Source organism: Vicinamibacteria bacterium (assembly GCA_035570235.1).
Classification (GTDB): Bacteria; Acidobacteriota; Vicinamibacteria; order Fen-336; family Fen-336; genus DATMML01.
Genome location: DATMML010000091.1, coordinates 127,734 through 150,066 on the forward strand (window position 1 = coordinate 127,734; position 22,333 = coordinate 150,066).

14 protein-coding genes are annotated in these 22,333 nt (G+C 67.9%); 5 read left to right on the forward strand and 9 right to left on the reverse strand.

Annotated features, from left to right (window positions below; translation table 11 throughout):
* Window positions 1–5 precede the first annotated feature (5 nt).
* From VN461_16990 to VN461_17015, 6 genes are all read right to left on the reverse strand, one after another.
* On the reverse strand, window positions 6–1,649 hold the full coding sequence (locus VN461_16990) for a hypothetical protein (protein ID HXB56472.1): 1,644 nt from the start codon (window positions 1,647–1,649) through the stop codon (window positions 6–8).
* A gap of 73 nt (window positions 1,650–1,722) precedes the next feature.
* Window positions 1,723–2,859, reverse strand: a complete 1,137-nt coding sequence (locus VN461_16995) for a Xaa-Pro peptidase family protein (GenBank protein ID HXB56473.1) — start codon at window positions 2,857–2,859, stop codon at window positions 1,723–1,725.
* On the reverse strand, window positions 2,856–4,931 hold the full coding sequence (locus tag VN461_17000) for a molybdopterin oxidoreductase family protein (protein HXB56474.1): 2,076 nt from the start codon (window positions 4,929–4,931) through the stop codon (window positions 2,856–2,858). The genes VN461_16995 and VN461_17000 overlap by 4 nt, the downstream gene beginning before the upstream one ends.
* A 2-nt stretch (window positions 4,932–4,933) precedes the next feature.
* Window positions 4,934–5,806 carry a hotdog domain-containing protein gene (locus VN461_17005; protein HXB56475.1) on the reverse strand — a complete coding sequence of 291 codons (873 nt, stop codon included), beginning with the start codon at window positions 5,804–5,806 and terminating at the stop codon, window positions 4,934–4,936.
* A gap of 6 nt (window positions 5,807–5,812) precedes the next feature.
* Window positions 5,813–7,438, reverse strand: a complete 1,626-nt coding sequence (locus VN461_17010; GenBank protein ID HXB56476.1) for a M28 family peptidase — start codon at window positions 7,436–7,438, stop codon at window positions 5,813–5,815.
* 23 nt (window positions 7,439–7,461) lie between these two features.
* On the reverse strand, window positions 7,462–8,112 hold the full coding sequence (locus tag VN461_17015; GenBank protein HXB56477.1) for an MBL fold metallo-hydrolase: 651 nt from the start codon (window positions 8,110–8,112) through the stop codon (window positions 7,462–7,464).
* A 170-nt stretch (window positions 8,113–8,282) separates the two neighbouring features.
* On the opposite strand from VN461_17015, the gene VN461_17020 reads away from it, so the two are divergent.
* The 5 genes from VN461_17020 to VN461_17040 all read left to right on the forward strand — a co-directional run bounded on the left by VN461_17020 (window position 8,283) and on the right by VN461_17040 (window position 15,403).
* Complete coding sequence (locus VN461_17020) at window positions 8,283–8,705, forward strand: RNA-binding protein (GenBank protein ID HXB56478.1); 423 nt, start codon at window positions 8,283–8,285, stop codon at window positions 8,703–8,705.
* Window positions 8,701–10,740: a prolyl oligopeptidase family serine peptidase gene (locus VN461_17025; GenBank protein HXB56479.1), complete on the forward strand. Its 2,040-nt coding sequence runs from the start codon at window positions 8,701–8,703 to the stop codon at window positions 10,738–10,740. The genes VN461_17020 and VN461_17025 overlap by 5 nt, the downstream gene beginning before the upstream one ends.
* 127 nt (window positions 10,741–10,867) lie before the next feature.
* The gene (locus VN461_17030) at window positions 10,868–11,314 is read left to right on the forward strand and encodes a hypothetical protein (protein HXB56480.1); all 447 of its coding nucleotides are present in this window, start codon (window positions 10,868–10,870) and stop codon (window positions 11,312–11,314) included.
* 99 nt (window positions 11,315–11,413) lie between these two features.
* Window positions 11,414–13,084 carry a hypothetical protein gene (locus VN461_17035; GenBank protein ID HXB56481.1) on the forward strand — a complete coding sequence of 557 codons (1,671 nt, stop codon included), beginning with the start codon at window positions 11,414–11,416 and terminating at the stop codon, window positions 13,082–13,084.
* Between the two features lie 576 nt (window positions 13,085–13,660).
* Window positions 13,661–15,403 carry a hypothetical protein gene (locus tag VN461_17040; GenBank protein ID HXB56482.1) on the forward strand — a complete coding sequence of 581 codons (1,743 nt, stop codon included), beginning with the start codon at window positions 13,661–13,663 and terminating at the stop codon, window positions 15,401–15,403.
* A gap of 277 nt (window positions 15,404–15,680) precedes the next feature.
* Here the strand turns inward: VN461_17040 and VN461_17045 are convergent, their stop codons facing one another.
* The 3 genes from VN461_17045 to VN461_17055 form a co-directional block, all read right to left on the reverse strand.
* On the reverse strand, window positions 15,681–16,700 hold the full coding sequence (locus VN461_17045; GenBank protein ID HXB56483.1) for a 2-oxoacid:ferredoxin oxidoreductase subunit beta: 1,020 nt from the start codon (window positions 16,698–16,700) through the stop codon (window positions 15,681–15,683).
* Entirely contained in the window at window positions 16,697–18,544 is a 1,848-nt protein-coding gene (locus VN461_17050; GenBank protein ID HXB56484.1) for a 2-oxoacid:acceptor oxidoreductase subunit alpha, read from the reverse strand. The genes VN461_17045 and VN461_17050 overlap by 4 nt, the downstream gene beginning before the upstream one ends.
* Window positions 18,545–18,664: 120 nt before the next feature.
* A complete protein-coding gene (locus VN461_17055; GenBank protein HXB56485.1) occupies window positions 18,665–22,315 on the reverse strand; it encodes a multifunctional oxoglutarate decarboxylase/oxoglutarate dehydrogenase thiamine pyrophosphate-binding subunit/dihydrolipoyllysine-residue succinyltransferase subunit in 3,651 nt (1,216 codons plus the stop codon).
* Between the last annotated feature and the right edge of the window lie 18 nt (window positions 22,316–22,333).

The following is a 22,333-nucleotide window of genomic DNA, read 5'->3' on the forward strand; positions in this document are numbered from 1 at the left end:
CGGTCTCAGCGCCGGGTCAGCTCCTCCGCGGTCACGAAGCGTGGCTCCACGTCCACGGGCACCGCCCGCAAACGGTCGAGCACCTGCTGCACCGGCGGGCGTACGACCGCCAAGCGGGCCAGCATGTCCCGGGCGAGCGCGGAGTCCCCCCGGGCCTGGAGGGTCATGATCTCGCGGGTGAGAGCGGTCACACCCTCCTTGATCCGCGCCGGATCGACGCCGAAGGTTCCGTCCGCGGCCACCTTGAAGGAACCGTGGTCCAGGAGGTAGTTGAGCTGGAGGGCGATGCCCTTGCCGTGGGCCTCGCTCAGACCGAAGCGGATGGAGCGGAAGGCGGAGGCCAGGAAAGTCGTGTAGAGCCCCTTCTCGATGGACTTGTCGATCACGCCCTTATCGATGAGCTGCTGGAGGGCCCAGAGGCCGGAGATGTCCGCCTTGGCCTCCTCCAGGCTGCTGTAGGCGTCCTTCAGCTCCTGGCGCACGGTGGTGGCCCGGCCGCCCACCGTGATGTTGTGGGGGCCGAGGCCGTGCATGAGTTCGTGCATCAGGATGTGGGTGAAGAAGGCCTCGAAGGAGAGGCTCGCGTGGTCGGCGGGGGCGAGGGCCACCTGGGAGACGGGAACCAGCACCTTCCGGAACTTGGCCTCCTGGGTGTTCCTGAGCATCACCCGTTTGCTTCCCTTCTCGGCCACCGTCCGCTCGTCGTTAGGCAGGTTGTAGGCTGCGGTCTGCACGCCCCGGTTGCCATCTCCCGCGGAGAAGATCACGTCCACCACCCGGATGGGGGCCAGGGCCCCCAATTTCGGGTTGCGCAGGGCAGGGTCGATCGGGAGGTGGTCCTCCAGCCATTGCAATTCACCCGCGAAGCGCTTGAGCTTGGCGGTCTCCGCCTCGTCGCGCACGGTGATGAAGGCCTCGAATGCGGCCTTGGCGTTGAACCATTCGTCCTCGTAGACCTCGTAGGGCCCGATGGTGGGTTCGATGCTGGCGTCCAGTTCCAGCCAAGCCACGTCGCTGGCGCGGTAGTCGTTACTAAGAAGAGCCTCCGCCCGCTTGGAGAGGAAGGTTTTGAGGGTGGGCTGGACGGTGAGCTGGGCGGCCTCCTTGAGCAGGGCCGACATGAGGGCCAGCTCGCCCTGGTACTCCAGGCTGTAAGGCACGGTCATGAACGTCCCGTCGGGCCCCCGCCGAACGGTGGTGAAGAAGCCGGTGGCCTGGGCCCGCGCTGCCTCCGTGAGCGTCCGGTGCCAGGCCTCGACCTCGTCCCGGGTCGCCCCCGCGGGATAGAAGTTGGCGCCCCCCGGCTTGGCGGGTAGCCCCGGGATGAAGGGGGCATCAAGGTCGAGCCGCGACCAGGGGCCCTTGTTGATCAGAAAGTAGTGCAGGCGTGCGCGGCCCCGGGGGGAAACGTCGCCGAGCAGTTCCATGAGGAGGGACTCATTTCCCGCCCAGGACTGCCGCAGGAAGAGCCCGTCGACGATCCGGGCCGCCTCGATGAGCCGGGCCAGGGCCTGCCGCTCGTTCGGAGGCAGGGCCCGCAGGTCGGCTCCGATGTCCACGGGAGCGAAGCGGGCGGCCATGGTCTCGAGTTGGGTCGCATCGAGAGGCACGGGAGTCGCACTCGCGGCCAGGGTCGCCCGGGACGTCATGAGAGAGGCACAAAGAACAAGCACGCCGGTCCGGGTCGTGAGCACGGCTCCTCCTTTCGCGACGGGTCTGGCATCAGATCTCGAGCTGCTTGGGGACGCGGGTCAGGTTGCGGGAGCCCTGGCGGGTGACCAGGGCCACATCCTCTAGGCGCACCCCGCCCAGGCCGATGTAATAGAGGCCGGGCTCCACGGTCACGACGTGGCCGGCGCGCAGGGTGCAGCGCCGCTTCCCGATGGAGGGGGCTTCGTGGATCTCCAGGCCCAGGCCGTGGCCGGTGCCGTGAAAGAAGCCTTGCATGCGCCCCGCCTTCACGCCCGTGGGGTAGCCCTGGCGGTCGAAGAGGGCCTGGATCCGGCGGTGGATCTCGAGGCCCTCGGCGCCGTCCCTGACCAACCCGTGGCCGAGGCGGACGCCCTCGTGGACCACCGCGTAGAGCTCGTGCAAGCGATGGCTGGCCCGGCCACGCACGACTGTGCGCGTGAGGTCGCCATAGTAACCCGTGCTCTCGGAGCGGGGGAAGATGTCCATGACGATCGGGGTGTGGGCGCGAATCGGCCCCCGGCCTTCCTCGTGCGGGTCCACCGCCTGGTCCCCGGGAGCACAGATGGTGTGGGAGGGGACGCAGCCTTCGGCCATGATCCGGGTGTTGACGGCCGCGCGCAGGTCTTCGGCGGTGAAAGAGCGGCCGTCCCGCCGCAGGTAGCCGCTCCGGATGCGACAGGCCTTTAGGGCGGCGATCCCGGCCAGAAGCCCCGCCTCCGCCGCGCGCAGCGCGGCCTCGATGGCCCGCACCTCGCGCGGGCTCTTGACCTCGCGCTCCGGCCAGAAGGGGTCGGGCCCCATCTCCAGGCGGATGCCGCGTGCGTCTAGCTCGATGGCCAGTCCCAGGGAGAAGCCCCGCGGCACCTGCACGCGGCGGATCCCGAGCTGGCGCAGGGCGGCCACGATGACGTCGGCGGGGCCCGCTTTCCTGGTGCCCGTCTCCAGGGGCTTGGCAATGGCCGACCAGGAGAGCACGCGGTCCACAGTGGCTTGACGCCGGGCCCGGTCCATCTCCAGGTCGCTCATGACCAGGATCCGCCGTCTCCCCACCTCGATGAACAGGAAAGGATCGGGGGCGAAGAAGCCGGTGGGATAGAGGATGTCGGCGTCGGTCTCGGACGCGGCGTAGAGGAGGCGGGGGATTCTCCTTCGGGCAGCGATCCTCAAGCGGGCGCCACCTCCACCAGCGCGTCGTAGAAGGTGGCCCCCTCCCCCAAGTCCGTTAGCTCCTGACCCGTGACGGCATTGGCGTTGCGGCCCCCCGGGCACATCTTCGGCCACCAGATCGAGAGGCCCACCACCACCCCGGGGCGCGCGGCCGGGGAGACGCGGGCGGTGGCCAGAAAGGAGCCACGATCGTTGAAGGTCCGGACCTCCTGCCCGTCGCATATGCCGCGGACCTCCGCGTCCTGGGGGTGAAGGGTTAGAAAGGGCTGGCTCTCGCGCCGCACAAAGGCGGGCTGGGCGGAGAAGGTCGCGTTCAGGAAGTGGTGGGCGGGAGGCGAGATGAAGGCCAAGGGATACTTCCGGGCCCGCTCCGGCGCGGAGGCCGCGCTTTCCCGCGGGGGGGTGTAGCCGGCCAGGGGATCGAGTCCCGCCTTCTCGAGGGACGCGGAGACGAGCTCGCACTTTCCAGAGGGGGTGGGAAAGCCTCCCTGCGCAAAGGGGGTGTAGGGGTCCCCCACCCGCAGGCGCAGGGAGCCCTCCCGCTCCAGCTGCTCGAACGTGATGCCGGCGAGTTTCGAGTCTGTCCAGTCGAGGGCCTGGCGGGCCATCTCCTCGTCGGTCTCGCGCAGGCAGGGGTGCTCGAGCCCCATCCGGGCCGCGAGCAGGCGGAAGACCTCGGTGTTGGGCTTGCACTCGCCGAGGGGGGCGATGGCGGGCCGGCTGAGGCTCAGGTAGAGGTGGCCGTAGGCCTTGTGCAGGTCGTAGTGCTCGAGGGTAGTGGTGGCGGGAAGGACGATGTCTGCGAAGTCCACGGTATCGGTGCGGAACAACTCGTGGACGACGGTGAAGAGGTCCTCCCGGGCGAGCCCCGCCCACACCGACTCCTGCTCGGGCGCCACCGCCGCCGGATTGGAGTTGTAGACGAACAAGGCCTTCACGGGGGGCGCGAGGGACGCGTCCCCGAGAATGTGCCCGAGCCGGCTCATGTTGAGGGTGCGCGTGCCGGGCGGGATCAGATCCGGGCGCTCCAGGGCCTCCGCCCTCACCGGAAAGGTGCCGGAGGTGGAGAGGAGCACGCCCCCGCCCGCATGGCGCCAGTCCCCCGTGATCGCGGGTAGGCAGGCGATGGTGCGCACCGCCATCCCTCCGCCCGCGTGGCGTTGCAAGCCGTAGTTCACGCGGATGGCCGCCGGCCGCGTGGTGCCGAACTCGCGCGCGAAGGACTCGACCTCGGCCACGGGAAGGCCCGTGGTCTCCGCCACCCGGCTCGGGGTCCACTCCCGGGCCCGTTCCCGCAGCCGCTCCCCGCCCACGGTGTGAGCGGTCAAGTAGTCGACGTCCTCGAGGCCATCCCGGAAGAGTATGTGCATGACGCCGAGGGCGAGAGCCGCGTCCGTCCCCGGGAGCAGGGCCAGGTGCCGGTCGGACTTCTCCGCCGTCTTTGAGCGGTAGGGGTCGATGGTGATGAGCCGGGCCCCCCTCCGCCGGGCCTCCTCGACTAGTGGCCAGAGGTGGACGTTGGAGCTGACAATGTTGGCCCCCCAGGCCACGACCAAGCGGGCCTCCACGATGGCCTCGGGGTCGAAACCCATGCTCTTGCCGAGGGTGGCCTTGAGCCCGGCCCCTCCCGCACTCGAGCAGATCGTGCGCGCGAGCAGGCTCGCCCCCAGGGCGTGGAAAAAGCGCCGGTCCATGCTCCCGTAGGACAGCAGCCCCATGTTGCCCGCGTAGGAATAGGGCAGTATGGCCTGCGGCCCGTGAGCGGCCATGATCCCGTGGAAACGGGCGGTAATCGTGTCCAGGGCCTCGTCCCAAGAGATGCGTTGAAACTTCCCCTCTCCCTTCTTCCCCACCCGCTTCAAGGGATGGAGGATTCGGTCGGGGCTGTAGACGCGGTCCAGGTAAGGGTTGACCTTGGCACACAGGAAGCCACGCGTGAAGCGATGCTCGGTATCGCCGCCCAAGGCCACCGCCCGATCGCCTTCCAGCGTCACCGTCATCACGCAGGTATCGGGACAATCGTGGGGGCAGACCACCTTGTGGGTGCGGCGGGAAGAGGGTGTCGTGCCCATCGTTACCGGATGGAGGTCGGCCGTCCGTGCTCGTCCACGGCCACGAGCACGACTTCGGCCTCCGTGACTTTTACCCGCTCTCCGCGACCGGCTCCCCACCGCTCCGCTTCCACCGAGACCTTGACCGTGAGGGAAGTGCGCCCGATGCTCACGGTCTTGGTGAAGAAGTTCACGATGTCCCCCAGAAACACGGGCTCGTGGAACTCCACCTCCCGCATTGCCTTGGTCACGTACCGGCGGGCCGCCACCTTGCGCGCCTCGACCGCGGAAGCGAGGTCAATGTGGGAGAGGATGACCCCCCCGAATATCGTCCCCAGGGCGTTGGTGTCCTTGGGCAGGAGGAGCACCTTGATGGCGGGGACGCGCTCCTCGGCCATGGCCAAGGATACCTCGGGAGGCGGAGCGCTAATGGGAATCCGACGGGGCTGGCCGGCGGGGTCGACGGATCCCGTGCTCAGGTTCTCCTGAACGGCAGCGCCCGCCAGGCGCGCCCGCTCTTGCACCACCGCCTCGTAGCGGGACGAGGGCGGCCCGGTGTGGTTGCCGCGACGACGCCAGTAGATTTGGGCGGCCACGGGCTCGCCTCCCTCCGGCTGCACGTACACCGAGTCGCGGGGCAGGTGGGTCGATTCCTGGCGATCCAGGAGGGCGAGGTCGTCCCCGCTGAGACCCTCGATGAGGACGCCCACCACGGTGGCTCCCGGTGCATGCTCCACGTTCAAGACCCCGCCTCCCCATTCGTCGCGGTGGACATTCCACACCCGCCGCCATCCTGTCAGTCGCGCCACCTTGAAAATAAGGGTCTCCACGCGATTCCCGAGGACCGCGCGGAGCCCGTCCGCGGCCATGAGCGTCCCGTAGACGAAGAGGTTCATGCCATCTCAGGGGGAACCCGCGGCGCCCCCGGGGGGAGCGGAGGGGCGGGGGAGCGGCTTGCGCGGGATCATCTCCGGCCGCATGGCCGCGTGGTAGACGATGGAGGCCATCACGACCGATGCCTGCATGAGATCCTCCCCACGCGCGCGATCAAAGACGTCCATGTTGGTGTGGTGGGTCCCGAAGAACTGCGGGCCGGAGCCCGCCCGATACTCGATATCGTCTTGGATAAACTGGAAGGCGGGCAATCCCACGGCGTCGAAGGGCACGTGGTCGGTGGACTCCGTATTGCGCAGGGTGAGGGTGGTGGCGCCGAGGTCGTTCAGGGGCTTGAGCCAGGCCGCGAAAATGGGGAAGACGGCCGCGTTCTCCTGGAGGTAGAGGCCGCGGATCTTCCCCGTGCCGTTGTCCAGGTTGAAGTAGGCGGAGAGACGAGCGTGCTCGGGTTTGATGGTCAGGGGCCCCGTGTCCGACCGAAGGGCAGAGGGTAGCTCCCGCTGCTCGGGGTCGTTGGGCTCGGGCCGGGAGGCGAAGTGCTGGCTCACGTACTCCCGCGACCCGAGCAGCCCCTGCTCCTCCCCCGTCCAGAGCGCGACCCGGATGGTCCGCTTGGGATTGACCTCCAGCACCCTAAGGATGCGGACCGCTTCCATGGCCACGCCCACTCCCACCGCGTTGTCGGTGGCCCCGGTTCCCCCGTGCCAGGAGTCCAGGTGGGCGCCCAGCATGACCACCTCCCCTCTCTTGTCCGTCCCCGGGATCTCCGCGATCGTGTTGTAGCCGAGGGGGTCGTCGTCGTGGAACGTGGTCCGCACGTCAAGCTCCAGCTCCACCTCGATCTTCCGGTCCAGCAGCCGGGCCACGCGGTTGTAGTGGGCCGCGGCCATGACGAGGGCGGGCACGCCCGGGGGATCTTCCTTCCGCCGGGCCCCCCCGCCCATCACGCGCAGGGTGCCGCCGTCCCGCGCACTCGGCTCCACCGTGGCCAGCGCCCTCTCCTCGGCCAGGAAGCGGTTGAGGGACCGCTGGAAGCGGCGCCGCTTGAGGATGGCCGCGCGCTCGGCCGCCCGGTCCTTAGGAACCTGGTACTGGGACAACTCCTCCAGGTCCTTTTCGGAGTAGCGCCCGTCAACCTTCTCCTCGCCCTTGAGCTCACGGGCATTGTCCAGCCACAGGATCCGCCCCGCCAACCGGCCCCGGTACTGCTCGAAGTCGGCCTCCGACTCGAGCTTGACTCTGAGCGCTTTGCCCCGGACGACGCCCTCGGTGCCGGGTGTCCAGGCCTTGGGCAGAGCGATCAGGGGAGCGGTGTTGGGCGCCACCATGTGGACCGAGCAGTGCTCGAGGCTCCAGCCCCGGCCGAAGGGCCCCCAGCTCTCGAGGTGGGCCCGAACGAGCCCCCAGGCTTCGAGCTGTTGCCTCGTCCACTCGTTGGCTCGGCGGGCCAGAGGGGAGTTGGTAAGGCGGGGCCCGATGACGTCCGTGAGTTGGGCCACGGTCTCCATCACCGCCGAGTGGTGGAAGCCCTCGGCACGGATCTTGGTCAGCATCTCCAGATCAACGCCCTCCTCGGCCCCAACCGCGAGGGGGAGGATGGCCAGGGCGAGGGTGACGGCGGGTCGCAAGGGCACGCCATACCTCCCATGAAGGGGCCTCAAAGGTCGGCCAGGAAGGGGTTGCGGCGGCGCTCGCGCCCGATTGTCGTCTCCGGTCCATGGCCGGGAATCACCCGCGTCCGGTCATCGAGGGCGAGGAGGCGCTCGCGGATGGAGGCGATCTCCTGGTCGTAGTCGCCCCCCCAGAGATCGGTACGCCCTATGCTCCCCGCGAAGAGGGTGTCACCGGACAGGAGGAGGGCCTCCCCATCGAGATGGAAGCACAGGCTCCCGGGAGTGTGGCCAGGGGTGTGGAGAACCTCGGCCACGACCCCCCCCGCCCTCACCCGGTCCCCTTGGTGGATGGTCTCGTCGACGCCGGCCCGGGGGGGAGCGGGCATGAGCCCGCCCAGCATGAGGGCCTGGGCCCCCAGATTATCGTAGAGGGGGAGGTCCGCCTCGTGCAGCAGGAGTCGCGCCCCGGTCGCCTCTTTGAGGGCTTGGTTCGCACCTACATGGTCGATGTGGGTGTGAGTGTTCAAGATGGCCCGACACGTCAGTCCTTCATCCCGTAGCACGTCCAGCACTTTCTGCCCTTCGTCCCCGGGATCCACGACCACGGCCTGGCGACTCTCGGGGTCGCCAAGGACCGTACAGTTGCACTGGAGGAGACCGACAGGGAAGCTGCGCACAATCAGGGGTAGGCGCACGGCTACATCTTAAGGCGAAAGCCCGCGTTGGAAAGGGTCGCACTTTCTGTTAGAGTCCTGGAGCCCCGGCCGCCGCGCCCCGGGGTGTTCCTGGGTCGCCCCAGACGGCGACAACGGGCGGCCTTTGACACACCCGATGAGGAGGTCCGGCCATTTCGAATAAGGTGTTCGTGGGCAACCTGAGCTTCGACGTCACGCGTGAGGAGCTCATTGAGGCTTTCAGTGCCGCGGGCAAGGTCGTGGATGCGAAGGTGCCCACCGACCGCGAGACCGGACGTCCCCGAGGCTTCGCCTTCGTGGAGTTCGAGGACGACGACGCCGCGCAGAAGTCAATCGCGCTGATGAACGGGAAGGACCTGAAGGGTCGACCCCTGCGCGTGAACGAGGCCGAGAACCGGCCCCCACGGCCGGCGGGTGCGGGAGGGGGTTACCGTCCCGCTTTCGGGGCGGGGAACTCGTACCGGCCAGGAGGGCCCCCCGCCTTTGGCGCCCCCCCGAGCTTCAGTGACTTCCCGACCGACGATCGCGGCCGCCCGTTCCGGAGTAAGGGCAGCCGCCGCAACATCCGGCGCCGCAAGCGCGGGTTCGATTAATCCCCCCCGTCCGCCCGTTACCCGCCCGCAAGCGCTGATCGAAGTCTGCCACGGCGTGGCCGTGTCGGATGCGTACCGCTGGCTGGAGGAGGCCGACTCCCCGGAGGTGGCGGCCTGGACTGCCGCCCAGGGCCACTTCGCGCGACTTGTCCTCGATGCGCTCCCGGGGCGAGACGCGGTCCGAGCGCGGCTAGACGCCCTTTTTTCCATTGGCACTGTCTCCCCCCCCACCCTTCGGGGGGGGCGCTACTTCTATCAGCGGCGGGAGGGCGCGCAGGAGCAGCCGGTGCTCTATAGGCGGGACGGCCCCGCGGGGACCGACCGGGTCCTCGTCGATCCCGCCGCGCTTAGCCCCGACGCGACCTCGGCTCTGGACTGGTACTACCCGAGCCCGGACGGCCGCTTGCTGGCCTACGGTGTGTCCGAAGGCGGGAGCGAAAAGAGCACCCTCCGCGTACGGGAGGTGGAAACAGGCCGGGACCTGCCGGATGTCATCCCCTGGACGCGGGCCTGCTCGTTGGAATGGCGCCCCGACGGCTCGGGTTTCTTCTACACCCGTTATCCGGAGCGGGGCCGGGTGCCCCCGGGCGAAGAGGACTACCATCGTCGCGTCTTCGAACACTCCCTCGGGGAGGACTGGCGGCGCGACCCCCTGCTTTTCGGGGAGGGGCGGGCGCCCGAAGACTGGACGTCGATCCACCTCTCTCCCGACGGCCGGTTCCTGGCCGTCAGTGTCTCGCTTGGCTGGACGCGCACCGACGTCTACCTTAAGGACCGGGTGGGCGGGGGTGGCTTCGTCCCCGTCGTGGAGGGGATCGACTCACTCTTCGGCGTCACCCTCCGCAACGATCGGCTCTACCTTCATACGAACCACGGGGCCCCACGCTACCGTCTCGTCGCCGCCGACCTCAAGCGTCCCGGACCCGAATCCTGGCAGGACGTCATCCCGGAAGGCCCGGATGTCCTGGAGGGGGCCCTCCTGGTAGGCCAGTGGATCCTCGTCCTCCGGCTCCGCGACGCCTCCTCGCGCCTGTCCCTCTACGACCTCCGGGGTCGCCTCCAGCGCGAGCTGGAGTTGCCGGGAATCGGCACCGTGGAGGCGATGACCGGAGAATGGGACGGGAAGGAGGCCTTCTTCGGCTTCTCCTCCTTCACCACCCCGCCCGTGGTCTACCGCCTGGCCCTGCCGGAGGGGCCGCCCGCGCCCTGGCGGGCGGTGGAAGGGGACGTGAACCCGCAAGCCTACACGGTCCGCCTCGTCCGCTACGCCTCAAAGGATGGCACCCCGATCTCGATGTTCCTGGTCCACGGCCGGGACCGCCCGCCGGGGGGACCGGCCCTGCTCACCGGCTACGGTGGATTCAACGTCAGCCTCACCCCCGCCTTTGGGCGCAGCCTCCTGCTCTTCCTGGAGCGCGGGGGGCTCTACGCCGTGGCTCATCTCCGGGGCGGGGGGGAGTACGGCGAGGACTGGCACCGGGCCGGGATGCGGGAACACAAACAGAACGCCTTCGACGACTTCCTGGCCGCAGCTGAGTTCCTCCACCGCGAGGGCCACGCCGAGCGCGGACGCCTCGCGATCATGGGCGGGAGCAACGGCGGCCTGCTCGTGGGGGCGGCCCTGACCCAGCGGCCCGAGCTCTTCGCGGCCGTGGTCTGCCAGGTCCCCCTCCTGGACATGCTTCGCTACCACCGCTATCGCATCGCGCGGCTGTGGATCGCGGAGTACGGCTCCCCGGAGGATCCCGACGCCTTCCGCTGGCTCTATGCCTACTCGCCCTACCATCACGTGCGGGAGGGCACGCGCTATCCGGCCGTCCTCCTCACCGCCGGCGAGGCGGACAGCCGCGTCGATCCCATGCACGCGCGCAAGATGGCCGCCCGCCTCCAGGCGGCAACCGCCTCCGGCCGCCCGATCCTGCTCCGCCTGGAAACGCGGGCGGGCCACGGTCAAGGCAAGCCCGTCTCCAAGCTCGTGGCAGAGTGGGCCGATGTCTGGAGTCTCCTCCTCGCCGAGCTGGGGATGTCGTCCTGAGCCAGCGACGACCTCTCTTCAGGAGCCGGGGACACCGCGGGCAGGAGTGATCGGGCGCACTCCAGTGTCAAGAATGTTAAACCCCGGACCGCGGCCCACGGTCCCATCCCCTGAAAGGAGGCCGTATATGAGCATCAGCCGCTTGACTCGCAGACTCATTCCTCTTCTCGGTGTGGCCTTCGGCCTGGCCGCTCCCGCCGCTCGCGCGCAATCCGCGGCCGACCCCCAAGACAAGAAGGACATCCATCGCGACGCCAAGGACTTGGGGGCCGACGGTAAGGATCTTCGCCACGACCTGCGGGACCGGAACCACGATCGCACCGATGTTCGCCACGATCAGCGCGATCTGAACCAGGATCGGCGCGACCTGCGTCACGATGCGAAGGCCTACGGAAAGGACAGCGCGCAGGTGAAATCCGACGCCAAGGAAATCGCTTCCGACCGCAAGGACGTCCACCACGACCGTAGCGAGGTCCGCCGGGACACAAAGGACATCCGCCACGACCGGACCGACCTGCATCGGGACCGCAAGGACTTGTACAAAGACAAGAAGGGTGCCGGCGGCCACAGCTGATCCGGCTCTCTTCGCACGATGTCAGGAGGGCCCGGATCTCTCCGGGCCCTCGCCCTCTCTCTCCCCGCGGGGAGGGAGCGGTGTAAGATACCCGCCCGCATGGTCCAAGGCCTGGTCGCCCTCCTTCTTGCTGCCAGCTCGACCCGTCCTTTCCCTGAGGAGCGGCTCCTCCTGGATCGTCGCCTCGAGACCCTGCGCCGGATACTCCCCGACGGCCCGAATCTCGCGACCGACGCGGCGCTCGTGAAGGACCTGGCCGAGGGAGCCAAGCTGGCCCGGGTGGAGGTGCAGTCGCGTCCGCCCCAGGAGACCGGGATCCGGGGCGATGTCGTCGTGGAGCTGTCCGCGCAAGGGCGTTTTGGGGACGTGGACCGGTTCTTCCGTCAGGTCGCCTTGTCCCCTCGCCTTCCGGACGTGGAGAGCCTCACGATTTCCGCCACCTCCGAGGGCATCGTGCGGCTGGCGGCCGTCCTGCGACTCCCCTATCGGCCACTGAAGGCGCCCCTCCCCCCCCCGCCGGACGGACTCCGCTCGCGGCTCAACGGGGTCGCCCGGCCCGCGGCCGACGCCTTTCTCCGGGACCAGGCCCTGGCCCTGGCCAAATCCGAGACCGTCGCCGCCCTCCGCCGCACCCGCCGCAACCCGCGGCTGTTTCTCTCCGAGCTCGCGGTCGTGGTGCGGGACCGCCCGGTGGTCCTTACCCACGCCGCCCTGAGCGACGAGTTCGTGGTGCGGGGCTTGACCGTGGGGGAGGGTTCCGTGCGGGGCCTCGAGACGAGGTTCGAGCGCGGCTTCTTCCGGATCTCCGACTTTCTGGTGGCGCGGCAGGCTGCGTGCCATCGCTTCGAGGTACGGGGCAAGAGCCCGGTGGCGGGGGTGGAGGCGGAACTTCCCTTTCCTGCGGAGGACCCCTTCGACCAAGACGAAACCCCTTGCCGGGTGGACCGGGACCAGGCCCGCAGCATCGTCCTGAAGGGGCCGACGGGCAAAATCTCGGGCAAAGGAACCCTGAGCCTCCGTCTGCGCGACGTGGACCTGGCCGACGTCTTCCGCGTCCTTCACCTCGTCACCTCCCAGGCCTTCATCGTGGACGGGGACGTGACGGGGCGGGTGAGCCTGGACTTCACGCGCTTGACCCTCGATGAGGCACTCACCGCGCTCACGAAGTCTGGTCTGGACCTGTCCATCTCCGAGCCGGGCCTCCTGCGGCGCGTCTCCGCGGTCCGCGGAACGCTACCCTCGCTTCCGACCACAGGCGGCTCGCCGGCCGCGAGCTTTGCCCTGAAGCGCGCGGAAGTTCGAGACATCCTGGCCGTGATGACGGACATGGATGCCGGCCTGGCCGCCCTCGGGCCGCAGGGCTTCCTCGGCCGCGTGAGCCTCTGGGCGAAGGACCTGCCCGTGGCTAGCCTGAGGGCAGCGGTGTTGGACGCGGTGGGGCTGACGGAGCGGACGGAGGAGGGCCGACGGATCCTGACCCGGCGGGCGGGCTCCGAGGAAGCGGTCTTCCCGGTGGCGGGGACGCCTCCCGAGCGACGTCTCGTGCTGCGGCCGAAGGACCTGGCCGTATTGGAGTTCGAGCTGGCCGGGGTGGCCTCCGCGGGGGAAGCCTGGACGGCTTACGCCTACTCGCCTACCGGAGCCCTGAACGCCTACCGCGCGGGAGACGCCTTGGCCGACGGGGTCATCAAGTCGGTGGATTCGACCGACATCGTTATTGACACCGACGAGGGTCCCCTGCGTCTCCCCATCGTGCCCCTGCTGAAGTAGGCCAGGCAAAAAGACCCGGGAGCCTCAAGCTCCCGGGTCATGAACGGGGCATGCTGCCCTGCGCACCACAGGGTGCGCCGTTCGTTTTCGCTTTGATCGTGGGCTCCTAAGGCCCTGCGGTGCCCGGCGGACTGCCGTCAAATTCCATAGGCACCTCCTCAAACGGCCGAAGAACCGTACTTTGCAAACGGCCACGAGACGCCGGTCACAAGCCATCAAGAGCGGCACCCGAGGCGGTCTCGCTCGCCTGCCCCCTCCTTCGGGCCGGGGCACCGATCTCCATTCAAAGATCGCGCGCAGGGCAGCGGCTGTCAAGAGAAAATTTCCCGGACGGCACATTTGACACAACAACTGCATGCTCTCGCAGGTTTGTTCTTGACATTCACGGACGTCACTTGATACTCATTCGCCGCTCGAGACCCTCTCGCCATTCGAGCGCTGGGTGAGCACGTGTGGAACGACCCCGGTAACTAATCGCTGTCTATCTTCACAGAAGAGAACAAGCTGGCGCTCCCATTTTCGCTGCGCGGAAGGCTCGACCTCCCTTTGGGACGAGCCAGTTGTTGAGGAGGAAAAATGAAACACCCAACGCGAAGCTGGCTAAGAACCGCGGCCTTTGGGCCGGGCGCAGTCCTATCGTTGTGCCTGGCCAGCTTGGGGCTGGGCGCGGGAACTGGGTCCGCCCAGACCCTTCAGCAGCGGCTGAACGTCGTCTCCGCCCGCATGAAGCAACTTAGGGACCTATCGGCGCGCTTGGACGAGTCCACGAAAGGGAAGCTCTCGAGCGGCGCCCAGCACCTCCTCCGGATGGCGACGACCTGGGACCAGATTGAACCGGTGCTCGCCCGGAGCGCCGGGAGCCTCAACGCTCCTCTGCTTGGGCGATCCCTTCATCCTTCGGGGGCCCTCGGGCAGGGTGCGGTGTCAGACCCCGGCACGGACCTGTCCTTCAGCCGGATGGGGGGCTTTACCCAGAGCGAGACCTCGACCGCGTGGTGCGGAAGCCATGTCTTGGTGGCCTACAATGACTCGGGAAGCTTCCTCGAGACCTTCCCCATTCCCGGGATCGGCCAATCCTTCAACGGCTACTCGCTCTCCACGGATGGTGGACGCTCGTTTACGGACCTCGGGTTCTTGAACCCCGGGCAGGACCTCTCCAATTCCCTCGGCGGCGACCCGGTCGCGGTGTGCACCGACGAGAACACTTTCTATCAGTCGTCGATCTTCCAATTTTTGTTCTCGACCGGCGTCTCCGTCTCTAAGTCGACCGACGGAGGACGGACCTTCGCCGATCCCGTGGTACCGGTACTGAAGGATGGTGCCACGCACTTCATCGACAAGCCCTGGATGGCCACCGATCCCTCGAACCCGGCGAGGCTTTACGTCACCTATACCGACGTCGACAGCACGGGTTTCTTCGGCGGGCCCGCGCTCTGCCCCGGGACCCTACGACTCGGAATCGAGCTCGTCCGCTCGACCGACGGAGGAGCTACCTGGAGCGCTCCCACCGTCGTCGACAATGGCTGTTTCCCGAACCGGGACCAGGGCTCCAACGTCGCCGTGGACCGCGCGGGCAACGTCTATGTCGCGTGGGAGCAGCTCCCCGCTTTCAGTCCCACCAACGAGATCGACATTGCCAAGTCGACCGACGGGGGGGCGACCTTCGCGCCCAAGAGCACGGTCGCCACCGTGACCATTGTCGGGAGCAACTTCTTCGGCCTGCTCCAGGGGGGTTTCCGCAACAACGAGTTCCCGAGCCTCGCCATAGACCTGTCGCACGGGGGCACGAGCCCGCTCTACATCTCCTGGAACGATGGGCGGTTCGGGGTCACACCCGACGGCTTTCCACCGTTTTTCAGCGGCGTCACCTATAACTTTGGCGACGCTCTCGTCAGCCGCTCCGACGACGGGGGCAAATCCTGGTCGAGCCCGGTGAAGGTCAACAGCGATACCTCTCCCGCCGACCATTTCCTGCCGGGGGTCGCCGTGGACCCCAACGGTACGGTCGGCGTGTGCTTTTATGACCGGCATCGCGACCCCACGAACTTTTTCATCGATCGCGAATGCGCCCGTTCCAACGACGGAGGGCAGACATGGACGAGTCACCGGGTCACGAAGAGAAGCTTCGCCCCCAGCATCGCGGGCGACCTGCTCATCAACTCCGTCTACATGGGCGACTACGACGGCCTGGCCGCAGACACGACCGGGGGGTCGAGGGGATTCCTCGGGGCTTACGGTGACAACTCCCGCGGTAATCCGGACGTTAAGATCTCGAAACGCTTCGGCACGGAAGACAGCGACGACGGCGACGACAACTGATTCCGTCGGAGGATAGGCAGGGGAATCGTCCACCTAAGAGCGGCCGCTGCCGCCGCCGCCGCGTCGGGAGGCGGCGGTTCTCAGCTCGGCCCGGGGAGAGGTCGGAGGTGTCCCCGGGGACGCCCCGGGGGTTGACCGGGCCCGTTTCCCGCGCCTCTAGGGCACGCTGCGCCCCTCCGAGAGACGACTCCTGCTGGAGGCGCCGGGGCAAGATCGAAGGTCCCGTCCTCTCTCTGGTGCGAAAGCGCCTAGGGATGTGCTCGCCGGGACGGCGGCGCTACTTGACTTCCCAAGTGTCGCCCGCGCGGAGCAACGAGGCGAGGTCGCCCTTGCCCTTCTTCGCGATCACCTGCCGCACTTGATCGTTCATGGAGGTCTCGTAGGCGGGAGCGTCCACCGCCCGCAGGACGCCCAGGGGGGTGGGGAAACCGGGAGTCCCGTCCATCCGTGAGAGGAGGAAGCCGAAGGCAGGCTTGGGGTGGTGCTCGTCGTGAACGAGGAGGTCCTTCTCGGTGACACCATTCCCGAGGGCCACGACCTCGAGGTTGAGGCCGTTCATCCGGATTCCCTGGTCATGGTTCTTGCCGAAGATCAGGGGTTGACCGTGCTCGAGCTGGATCGTGTGGTCGTCCCGGAGGTCCTTCTCGGTGAGGTTTTCCCAGGCCCCGTCGTTGAAGATGTTGCAGTTCTGCAGAATCTCCACGAAAGCCGTTCCTTTGTGGGCGGCCGCCCTCTTGAGCGTGGCCTTGAGGTGCCCCTGGAAGATGTCCACCGAGCGCGCGACGAACGTGGCCTCCGCCCCCAGGGCCAGGGAGAGGGGGTTGAAGGGGCGGTCGAGGGAGCCGTAGGGCGTGGACTTCGCCTTCTTCCCCATCTCCGAGGTCGGGGAGTACTGACCCTTGGTGAGCCCATAGATCCGGTTGTTGAAGAGGAGGACCTTCAAGCCCACGTTCCTTCGCAGCATGTGGATAAAGTGGTTGCCGCCGATGCTGAGGGCGTCCCCATCCCCGGTGGCGATCCACACCTCGAGTTCGGGCCGCGAGATCTTGAGACCGGTGGCCACCGCGGGGGCCCGGCCATGGATGGTGTGGAATCCATAGGTGTTCATGTAGTAGGGAAAGCGGCTGGAACAACCGATCCCGGACACCACCACGAACTTCTCGCGGGGGATCCCGAGCTCGGGGAAGATCGACTGCACGGCGGAGAGAATCGCGTAGTCCCCGCAGCCGGGGCACCACCGAACCTCCTGATCCGTCTGGAAATCCTTTTTGCTGTAGGCGGGCAGGGTCGCGGTCACTGCAGAACCTCCTCGATCTTGGCTTCGATCTCCGCCTGCTTGAAGGGCTTCCCTTGGATCTTGTTGAAACCCTCGGCGTCCACTAGGTACTTGGCTCGGAGCAACCACACGAGCTGCCCCATGTTCATCTCCGGAACCACGACCCTCTTGTAGCGCTTCAGCACGGAACCGAGGTTTCGGGGCAACGGATTCAAATGGCGCAGGTGCACGTGTCCGAGCCTCCGCTTCTTCTCCCGCTGGGCGCGGAGGGCGGCGGTGATGGGTCCGTAGGTGGATCCCCAGCCCACGAGCAGGAGGTCGCCGTCGGGGTCGCCGGCGGGAACAACATCCGGCACCTCCTGGGCGATGGCCTCCACCTTGGCCGCCCGCAAGCGCACCATTCGCTCGTGGTTCAGGGGCTCGTAGTTGACGTTGCCGGTTCCGTCCTGCTTCTCGAGGCCCCCAATGCGGTGCTCGAGGCCGGGGGTGCCCGGCACCGCCCAGGGCCGGGCCAGCGTCTCGGGGTTCCGCAAGTAGGGCATGAAGCCATCGGGGTCGGTGCGGAACTTGACGGGAATATCCGGCAGTTCCCGGAGGTCGGGGATCTTCCAGGGCTCGGCCCCGTTGGCGAGATAGCCGTCGGAAAGCACGATGACAGGCACCATGTACTTGATGGCGATGCGGCTGGCCTCGAGCGCGACCCAGAAGCAGTCGCCGGGGGTGGCCGCGGCCAGCACGGGGATGGGGGCTTCGGAGTTGCGACCGAAAAGGGCCTGGAGGAGGTCGGCCTGCTCGGTCTTGGTGGGGAGCCCGGTGGAGGGACCCCCGCGCTGGATGTCGCAGATCACCAGCGGAAGCTCGACCGCGATGGCCAGGCCCATGGCCTCCGTCTTCAAGGCCATGCCCGGCCCCGAGGTGGTCGTGAGGCCGAGGGCCCCCCCGTAGGCGGCGCCGATGACAGAGGTGATGGCTGCGATTTCGTCCTCAGCCTGGAAGGTGATCACCCCGAACTCCTTGAACATCGAGAGTTCGTGGAGGATGTCAGAGGCGGGGGTGATGGGATAGGAGCCCTGGAAGAGGGGGATGCCCGCCTTCTGCGAAGCGGCCACGAAACCGAGGGCGAGGGCCGTGTTGCCGCTGATGTTGCGGTAAACGCCCGGGGCCAGTCGGGCGGGGGGAATCTCGTAACTGACCTGGAAGGCCTCGGTGGCGTCGCAGTAGGCGTAGCCCGCCTTCATGGCCAGCTTGTTGGCCTCGGCCAGGACCGGCTTCTTCGCGAACTTCTCGTCTAGCCACTTGTAGGTGGCCTCCATAGACCGGTTGTAGAGCCAGTAGCACATGCCGAGCGCGAAGAAGTTCTTGCAACGGTCCATGCTCTTGGCGTCCAAGCCCAGGTCGCGGAGGGCCAGGCGGGTGAGCTTGGTGAGCTCCACCGGGAAGAGGCGGTAGCCCTCGAGGGAATGGTCCTCGAGCGGGTTGGACGTCATCTGCGCCTTCTTGAGGTCGGTCTCCTTGAAGTTGTCGACGTTGAGGATGAGGATCCCCCCCGTGCGCAGGTCGGCCAGGTTGGTCTTGAGGGCGGCCGGGTTCATAGCCACCAGCACGTCCACCGCATCCCCGGGGGTGAAGACGTCGGTGGCGGCAAAGTTGACCTGGAAGCCGGAGACCCCGGGCAGGGTACCCGCGGGGGCGCGGATTTCCGCCGGGAAGTCGGGGAACGTCGCCAAGTCGTTGCCGAAGAGGGCAGCGGTGTTTGTGAACTGGCTCCCCGTGATCTGCATGCCGTCGCCGGAGTCGCCCACGAAGCGAATGACGGCCCGCTCCCGGACCTCGCGCCTTCGGGGAGGGGCTTCGGTTGTCGCCATTGGCTAACCCTTACCTCGTCGTTTGGGAGGCCGCCTCGCGACCCCCGGGGAAGAGCCGACAAATGGATATTATAGCGCAGTGCAGGGCGGGGGCTCCCGGCGCACGACGCCGCGCCCCCATCAGTCCCAGAGGGCCTCCCTCACGATCGCTTCCTGCTCCTGCAAGTGGACCCTGTGCGAGCCCGGCGCGGGGCTGGCGCTGGCCACCCGGCCCACGTAGCGGGGCACACGCCGGCCCGGATCGGCGATCTCGCCGTCCAGGAACGACTCGCGCACGAACCGCCAGGCCCCCATGTTGCGCGGCTCCTCTTGCGCCCAAACCAGGTCCGCGGAGAGCGAGTAGCGACTGAGGGCCCGCAAGAGCTCCCGGGCCGGGAAGGGGTAGAACTGCTCCTGCCGCAGGAGGGCCACCTGGTCTGCCTTTCGCTCCTCGCGCGCCTTGAGCAAATCGTAATAGAGCTTGCCGCTGGTCAAGATCACGCGCCGGATGCGGGCGGGGTCGGCGGCTTCGTCCTCGAGGATGGGCGCGAAAGCGCCTCCCGCCAGATCGGTGAGCTCGGAGAGGCAGCGGGGGTGGCGCAGCAGGCTCTTGGGGGTCATGACCACGAGCGGCTTCTCCACGGCGTCGCGCCCCTGCCGGCGCAGGAGGTGGAAGTAGGAGGCGGGCGTGGACGGATAGCAGACCCTCATGTTGTCCTCGGCGCAGAGGGTCAGGAAGCGCTCTATGCGGGCGCTCGAGTGCTCGGGCCCCTGGCCCTCGTAGCCGTGGGGCAGAAGCAACGTGAGGCCGGTGGGCTGCCCCCACTTGGTCTCGGAACCGGCTAGGAACTGGTCGATGATGACCTGGGCCCCGTTCATGAAGTCGCCGAACTGGGCCTCCCACATGACGAGGGCGTGATGCTCGGCCACCGAATAGCCGAACTCGAAGCCCATGACCGCGGCCTCGGAGAGGAGGCTGTCGTACACCTCGAAACGCGCGCCCGCGGGGGCGAGCGCGTTCAGGGCGACGTACTCCTTGCCGTCGCGCACGTCGTAGAGGATGGCGTGGCGCTGACTGAACGTGCCTCGGCCCGAGTCCTGGCCGGACAGCCGCACCGAGATCCCTTCTAGGAGCAGGGTGCCGAAGGCGAGGGCCTCCGCCGTCGCCCAGTCCACCTGTCCCCGACCCTCCGCCAGCTCCGCCCGCTTCCGGATGTGGGGGATGAGCTTGGGGTGGACCTCGAAGCCTTCGGGTAACGAGCCTAGGACCTTGAGGGCGGCCCGCAGCCGCGCCCACATGGCGCCCGCGTCCACCGGGGACGGTTCCACGCCGGGCCTCTTGGCGATCCGGGCCAAGGGCCCGCTCTCCCCCTCCCGTTGCATCTGGGCTTTTTTGTCTTCCCAGAGGGCGTCCAGTTCCTCACGCGTGACCAGCCCCGAACGGACCATCTGCTCGGCATAGAGCTGCGCCACCGAGGGGTGGCTCTTGATCCGGGCGTACATCAAGGGTTGGGTGTAGCTGGGCTCGTCGCCTTCGTTGTGACCCCAGCGACGGTATCCCACGACATCGACGACCACGTCCTTCTTGAAGCGCTGTCGGTACTCCAGGGCCAGACCCGCCACGTACACCACCGCCTCCGGGTCGTCGCCGTTGACGTGGAAGGCAGGGGCATGGACCATCTTGGCCACGTCCGTGCAGTACGTGGAGGAGCGAGCGTCCTCGGGGAGGGTGGTGAAGCCGATCTGGTTGTTCACCACCACGTGGATGGTGCCCCCCGTGCGGTAGCCATGCAGGCCGGCCAGGTTGAGGGTCTCGGCCACGATCCCTTGTCCGGCGAAGGCGGCGTCGCCGTGCAGCAAGATGGGAATGACCTGCGATCGCTGGCCGTCCCCCAGCGCATCCTGCTTGGCGCGCACCATCCCCTCCACGACGGGGTTCACCCACTCCAGATGGCTGGGGTTGGGGGCCACGGTCAGGGTCAGGGTCTCCCCGGTGTCCGCGTGATGTTGCCCGGTGGCGCCCAAGTGGTACTTGACGTCCCCCGAGCCCTGGGTGGAGTCCGGGTCCACGTTGCCCTCGAACTCCGCGAAGATTTGGGCCAAGGGCTTGCCGACCGTGTTGGCGAGGACGTTCAGGCGCCCGCGGTGGGACATGCCGATCACGACCTCGCGCACGCCCTGCTGGGCGGCGTCGTTCAAGATGCGGTCCAGAAGGGGAATCAGGGCCTCCCCCCCCTCCAGCGAGAAGCGCTTGTGCCCAATGAACTTCGCGTGCAGGAAGCGCTCGAAGCTCTCCGCCTCCACCAGCTTCTCGAGCACGCGCCGTTTGCTCCCCGCGTCCAAGGCGGGGTAGTTGCGGGTGGACTCCATCCGCTGCTGGAGCCACTCCTTGCGCTCGGGGTCGGCGATGTACATGTACTCCACGCCGATCGTCCCGCAGTAGGTGTCCCGCAAGACCTCCAGGATTTCGCGCAGGCTGGCTTTGTCCTTGCCGCTCAGCCCGTTGGTGATGAACTCGCGGTCCAGGTCCCAGAGGGTGAGGCCGTAGGTGGCGGGATCGAGGTCCTTGTGGGGGGCACGCTTTGAGTCGAGGGGGTCGAGATCGGCGACGAGGTGCCCGCGCACACGGTAGTTGTGGATGAGCTGCAGGACCTTGGCCTGCTTCTCCACCTCCTCCCGGCTGCCCGCCGGCCCGCCGAGCCCGGGAGCGGTGTCGATCTCCCAATGCATCGGCCGGTGGGGCACGCCCAAGTCCTCGAAGATGCGCTCGTAGAAGCCGTCGCCGCCCTTGAGGAGCTCCTCCATGCGCGAGAGGAAGAGCCCAGACTCCGCCCCCTGTATGATCCGGTGATCGTAGGTCGAGGTCACGGTCATGACTTTGCTGATCCCGAGCAGAGAGAGCGTGCGGGGAGCCATGGAGCGGTACTCGGCAGGGTAGTCGAGAGCGCCGGTGGCGATGATCAGGCCCTGGCCGGGCATGAGGCGGGGCGCAGACGAGGTCGTCCCCACCGTGCCGGGGTTGGTGAGGGAGAGGGTGGTGCCGATGAAGTCGTCGGGGGATATCGTCCCCTGGCGGGCTCGGGCCACAAGGTCATCAAAGGCCTTGAGGAAGGCGGCAAAGTCCATTCGCCCCGCGTCCTTGAGGTTGGGAACGAGGAGCGTGCGCGTGCTGTCCTTGCGCAGCACGTCCACCGCGATGCCCAGGCGCACGGCGTCGCGCTGGATGCGGTGGGGCTGACCCTCGAGCTCCGCGTAGGCGTCGTTCAGGCGGGGGAAGGCATCGAGGCCCCGCAGAATGGCCCAAGCCACCAGGTGGGTGAAGCTGACCTTGCCCGCCCCCGCGGCCTCGCGGTGCTTGTTGAGGATGCGCCGATTCTCCTCCAGGGTCCGGACGGGGAGGGTCCGGATGGAGGTGGCGGTGGGGACCTGGAGGCTGGCCTCCATGTTCTCCACGATGCGGACTGCGCCCCCCCGGATGGGCTGGGCGATGTCGCCGGGCAGGATGGCGGGAATGGCTACCGCCTTCGATCGCGGCCCCCCCGCCAGGGCCGCTCCCGGGCGGCGGACGAGGGAGGAGCGCTCGGGGGCGGCCGGGGGGACGATCACGGTCACGGGCGCGGGCTCCCCTTCCGGCTTCACGCCCAGAGCCTTATCGAAGTACTCCCGCCAGCTCGGGTCTACGGAGTGGCGGTCGTGCCGGTATTGCTCCAGCACGTCGAGGGCGAAGACGTAGTTGCCGCCGAAATCGCTGATCAACGAATCCAGGAGCGGATCGGCGGGCGCGGTGCTCATCGTCCTCCCCGCGTGAGT

Coding starts and splice junctions, on each gene's coding strand:
- VN461_16990 (HXB56472.1), bottom strand. CDS start 1,649: ATGACGTCCCGGGCGACCCTGGCCGCGAGTGCGACTCCCGTGCCTCTC.
- VN461_17000 (HXB56474.1), bottom strand. CDS start 4,931: ATGGGCACGACACCCTCTTCCCGCCGCACCCACAAGGTGGTCTGCCCC.
- VN461_17005 (HXB56475.1), bottom strand. CDS start 5,806: ATGAACCTCTTCGTCTACGGGACGCTCATGGCCGCGGACGGGCTCCGC.
- VN461_17030 (HXB56480.1), top strand. CDS start 10,868: ATGAGCATCAGCCGCTTGACTCGCAGACTCATTCCTCTTCTCGGTGTG.
- VN461_17035 (HXB56481.1), top strand. CDS start 11,414: ATGGTCCAAGGCCTGGTCGCCCTCCTTCTTGCTGCCAGCTCGACCCGT.
- VN461_17040 (HXB56482.1), top strand. CDS start 13,661: ATGAAACACCCAACGCGAAGCTGGCTAAGAACCGCGGCCTTTGGGCCG.
- VN461_17050 (HXB56484.1), bottom strand. CDS start 18,544: ATGGCGACAACCGAAGCCCCTCCCCGAAGGCGCGAGGTCCGGGAGCGG.
- VN461_17055 (HXB56485.1), bottom strand. CDS start 22,315: ATGAGCACCGCGCCCGCCGATCCGCTCCTGGATTCGTTGATCAGCGAT.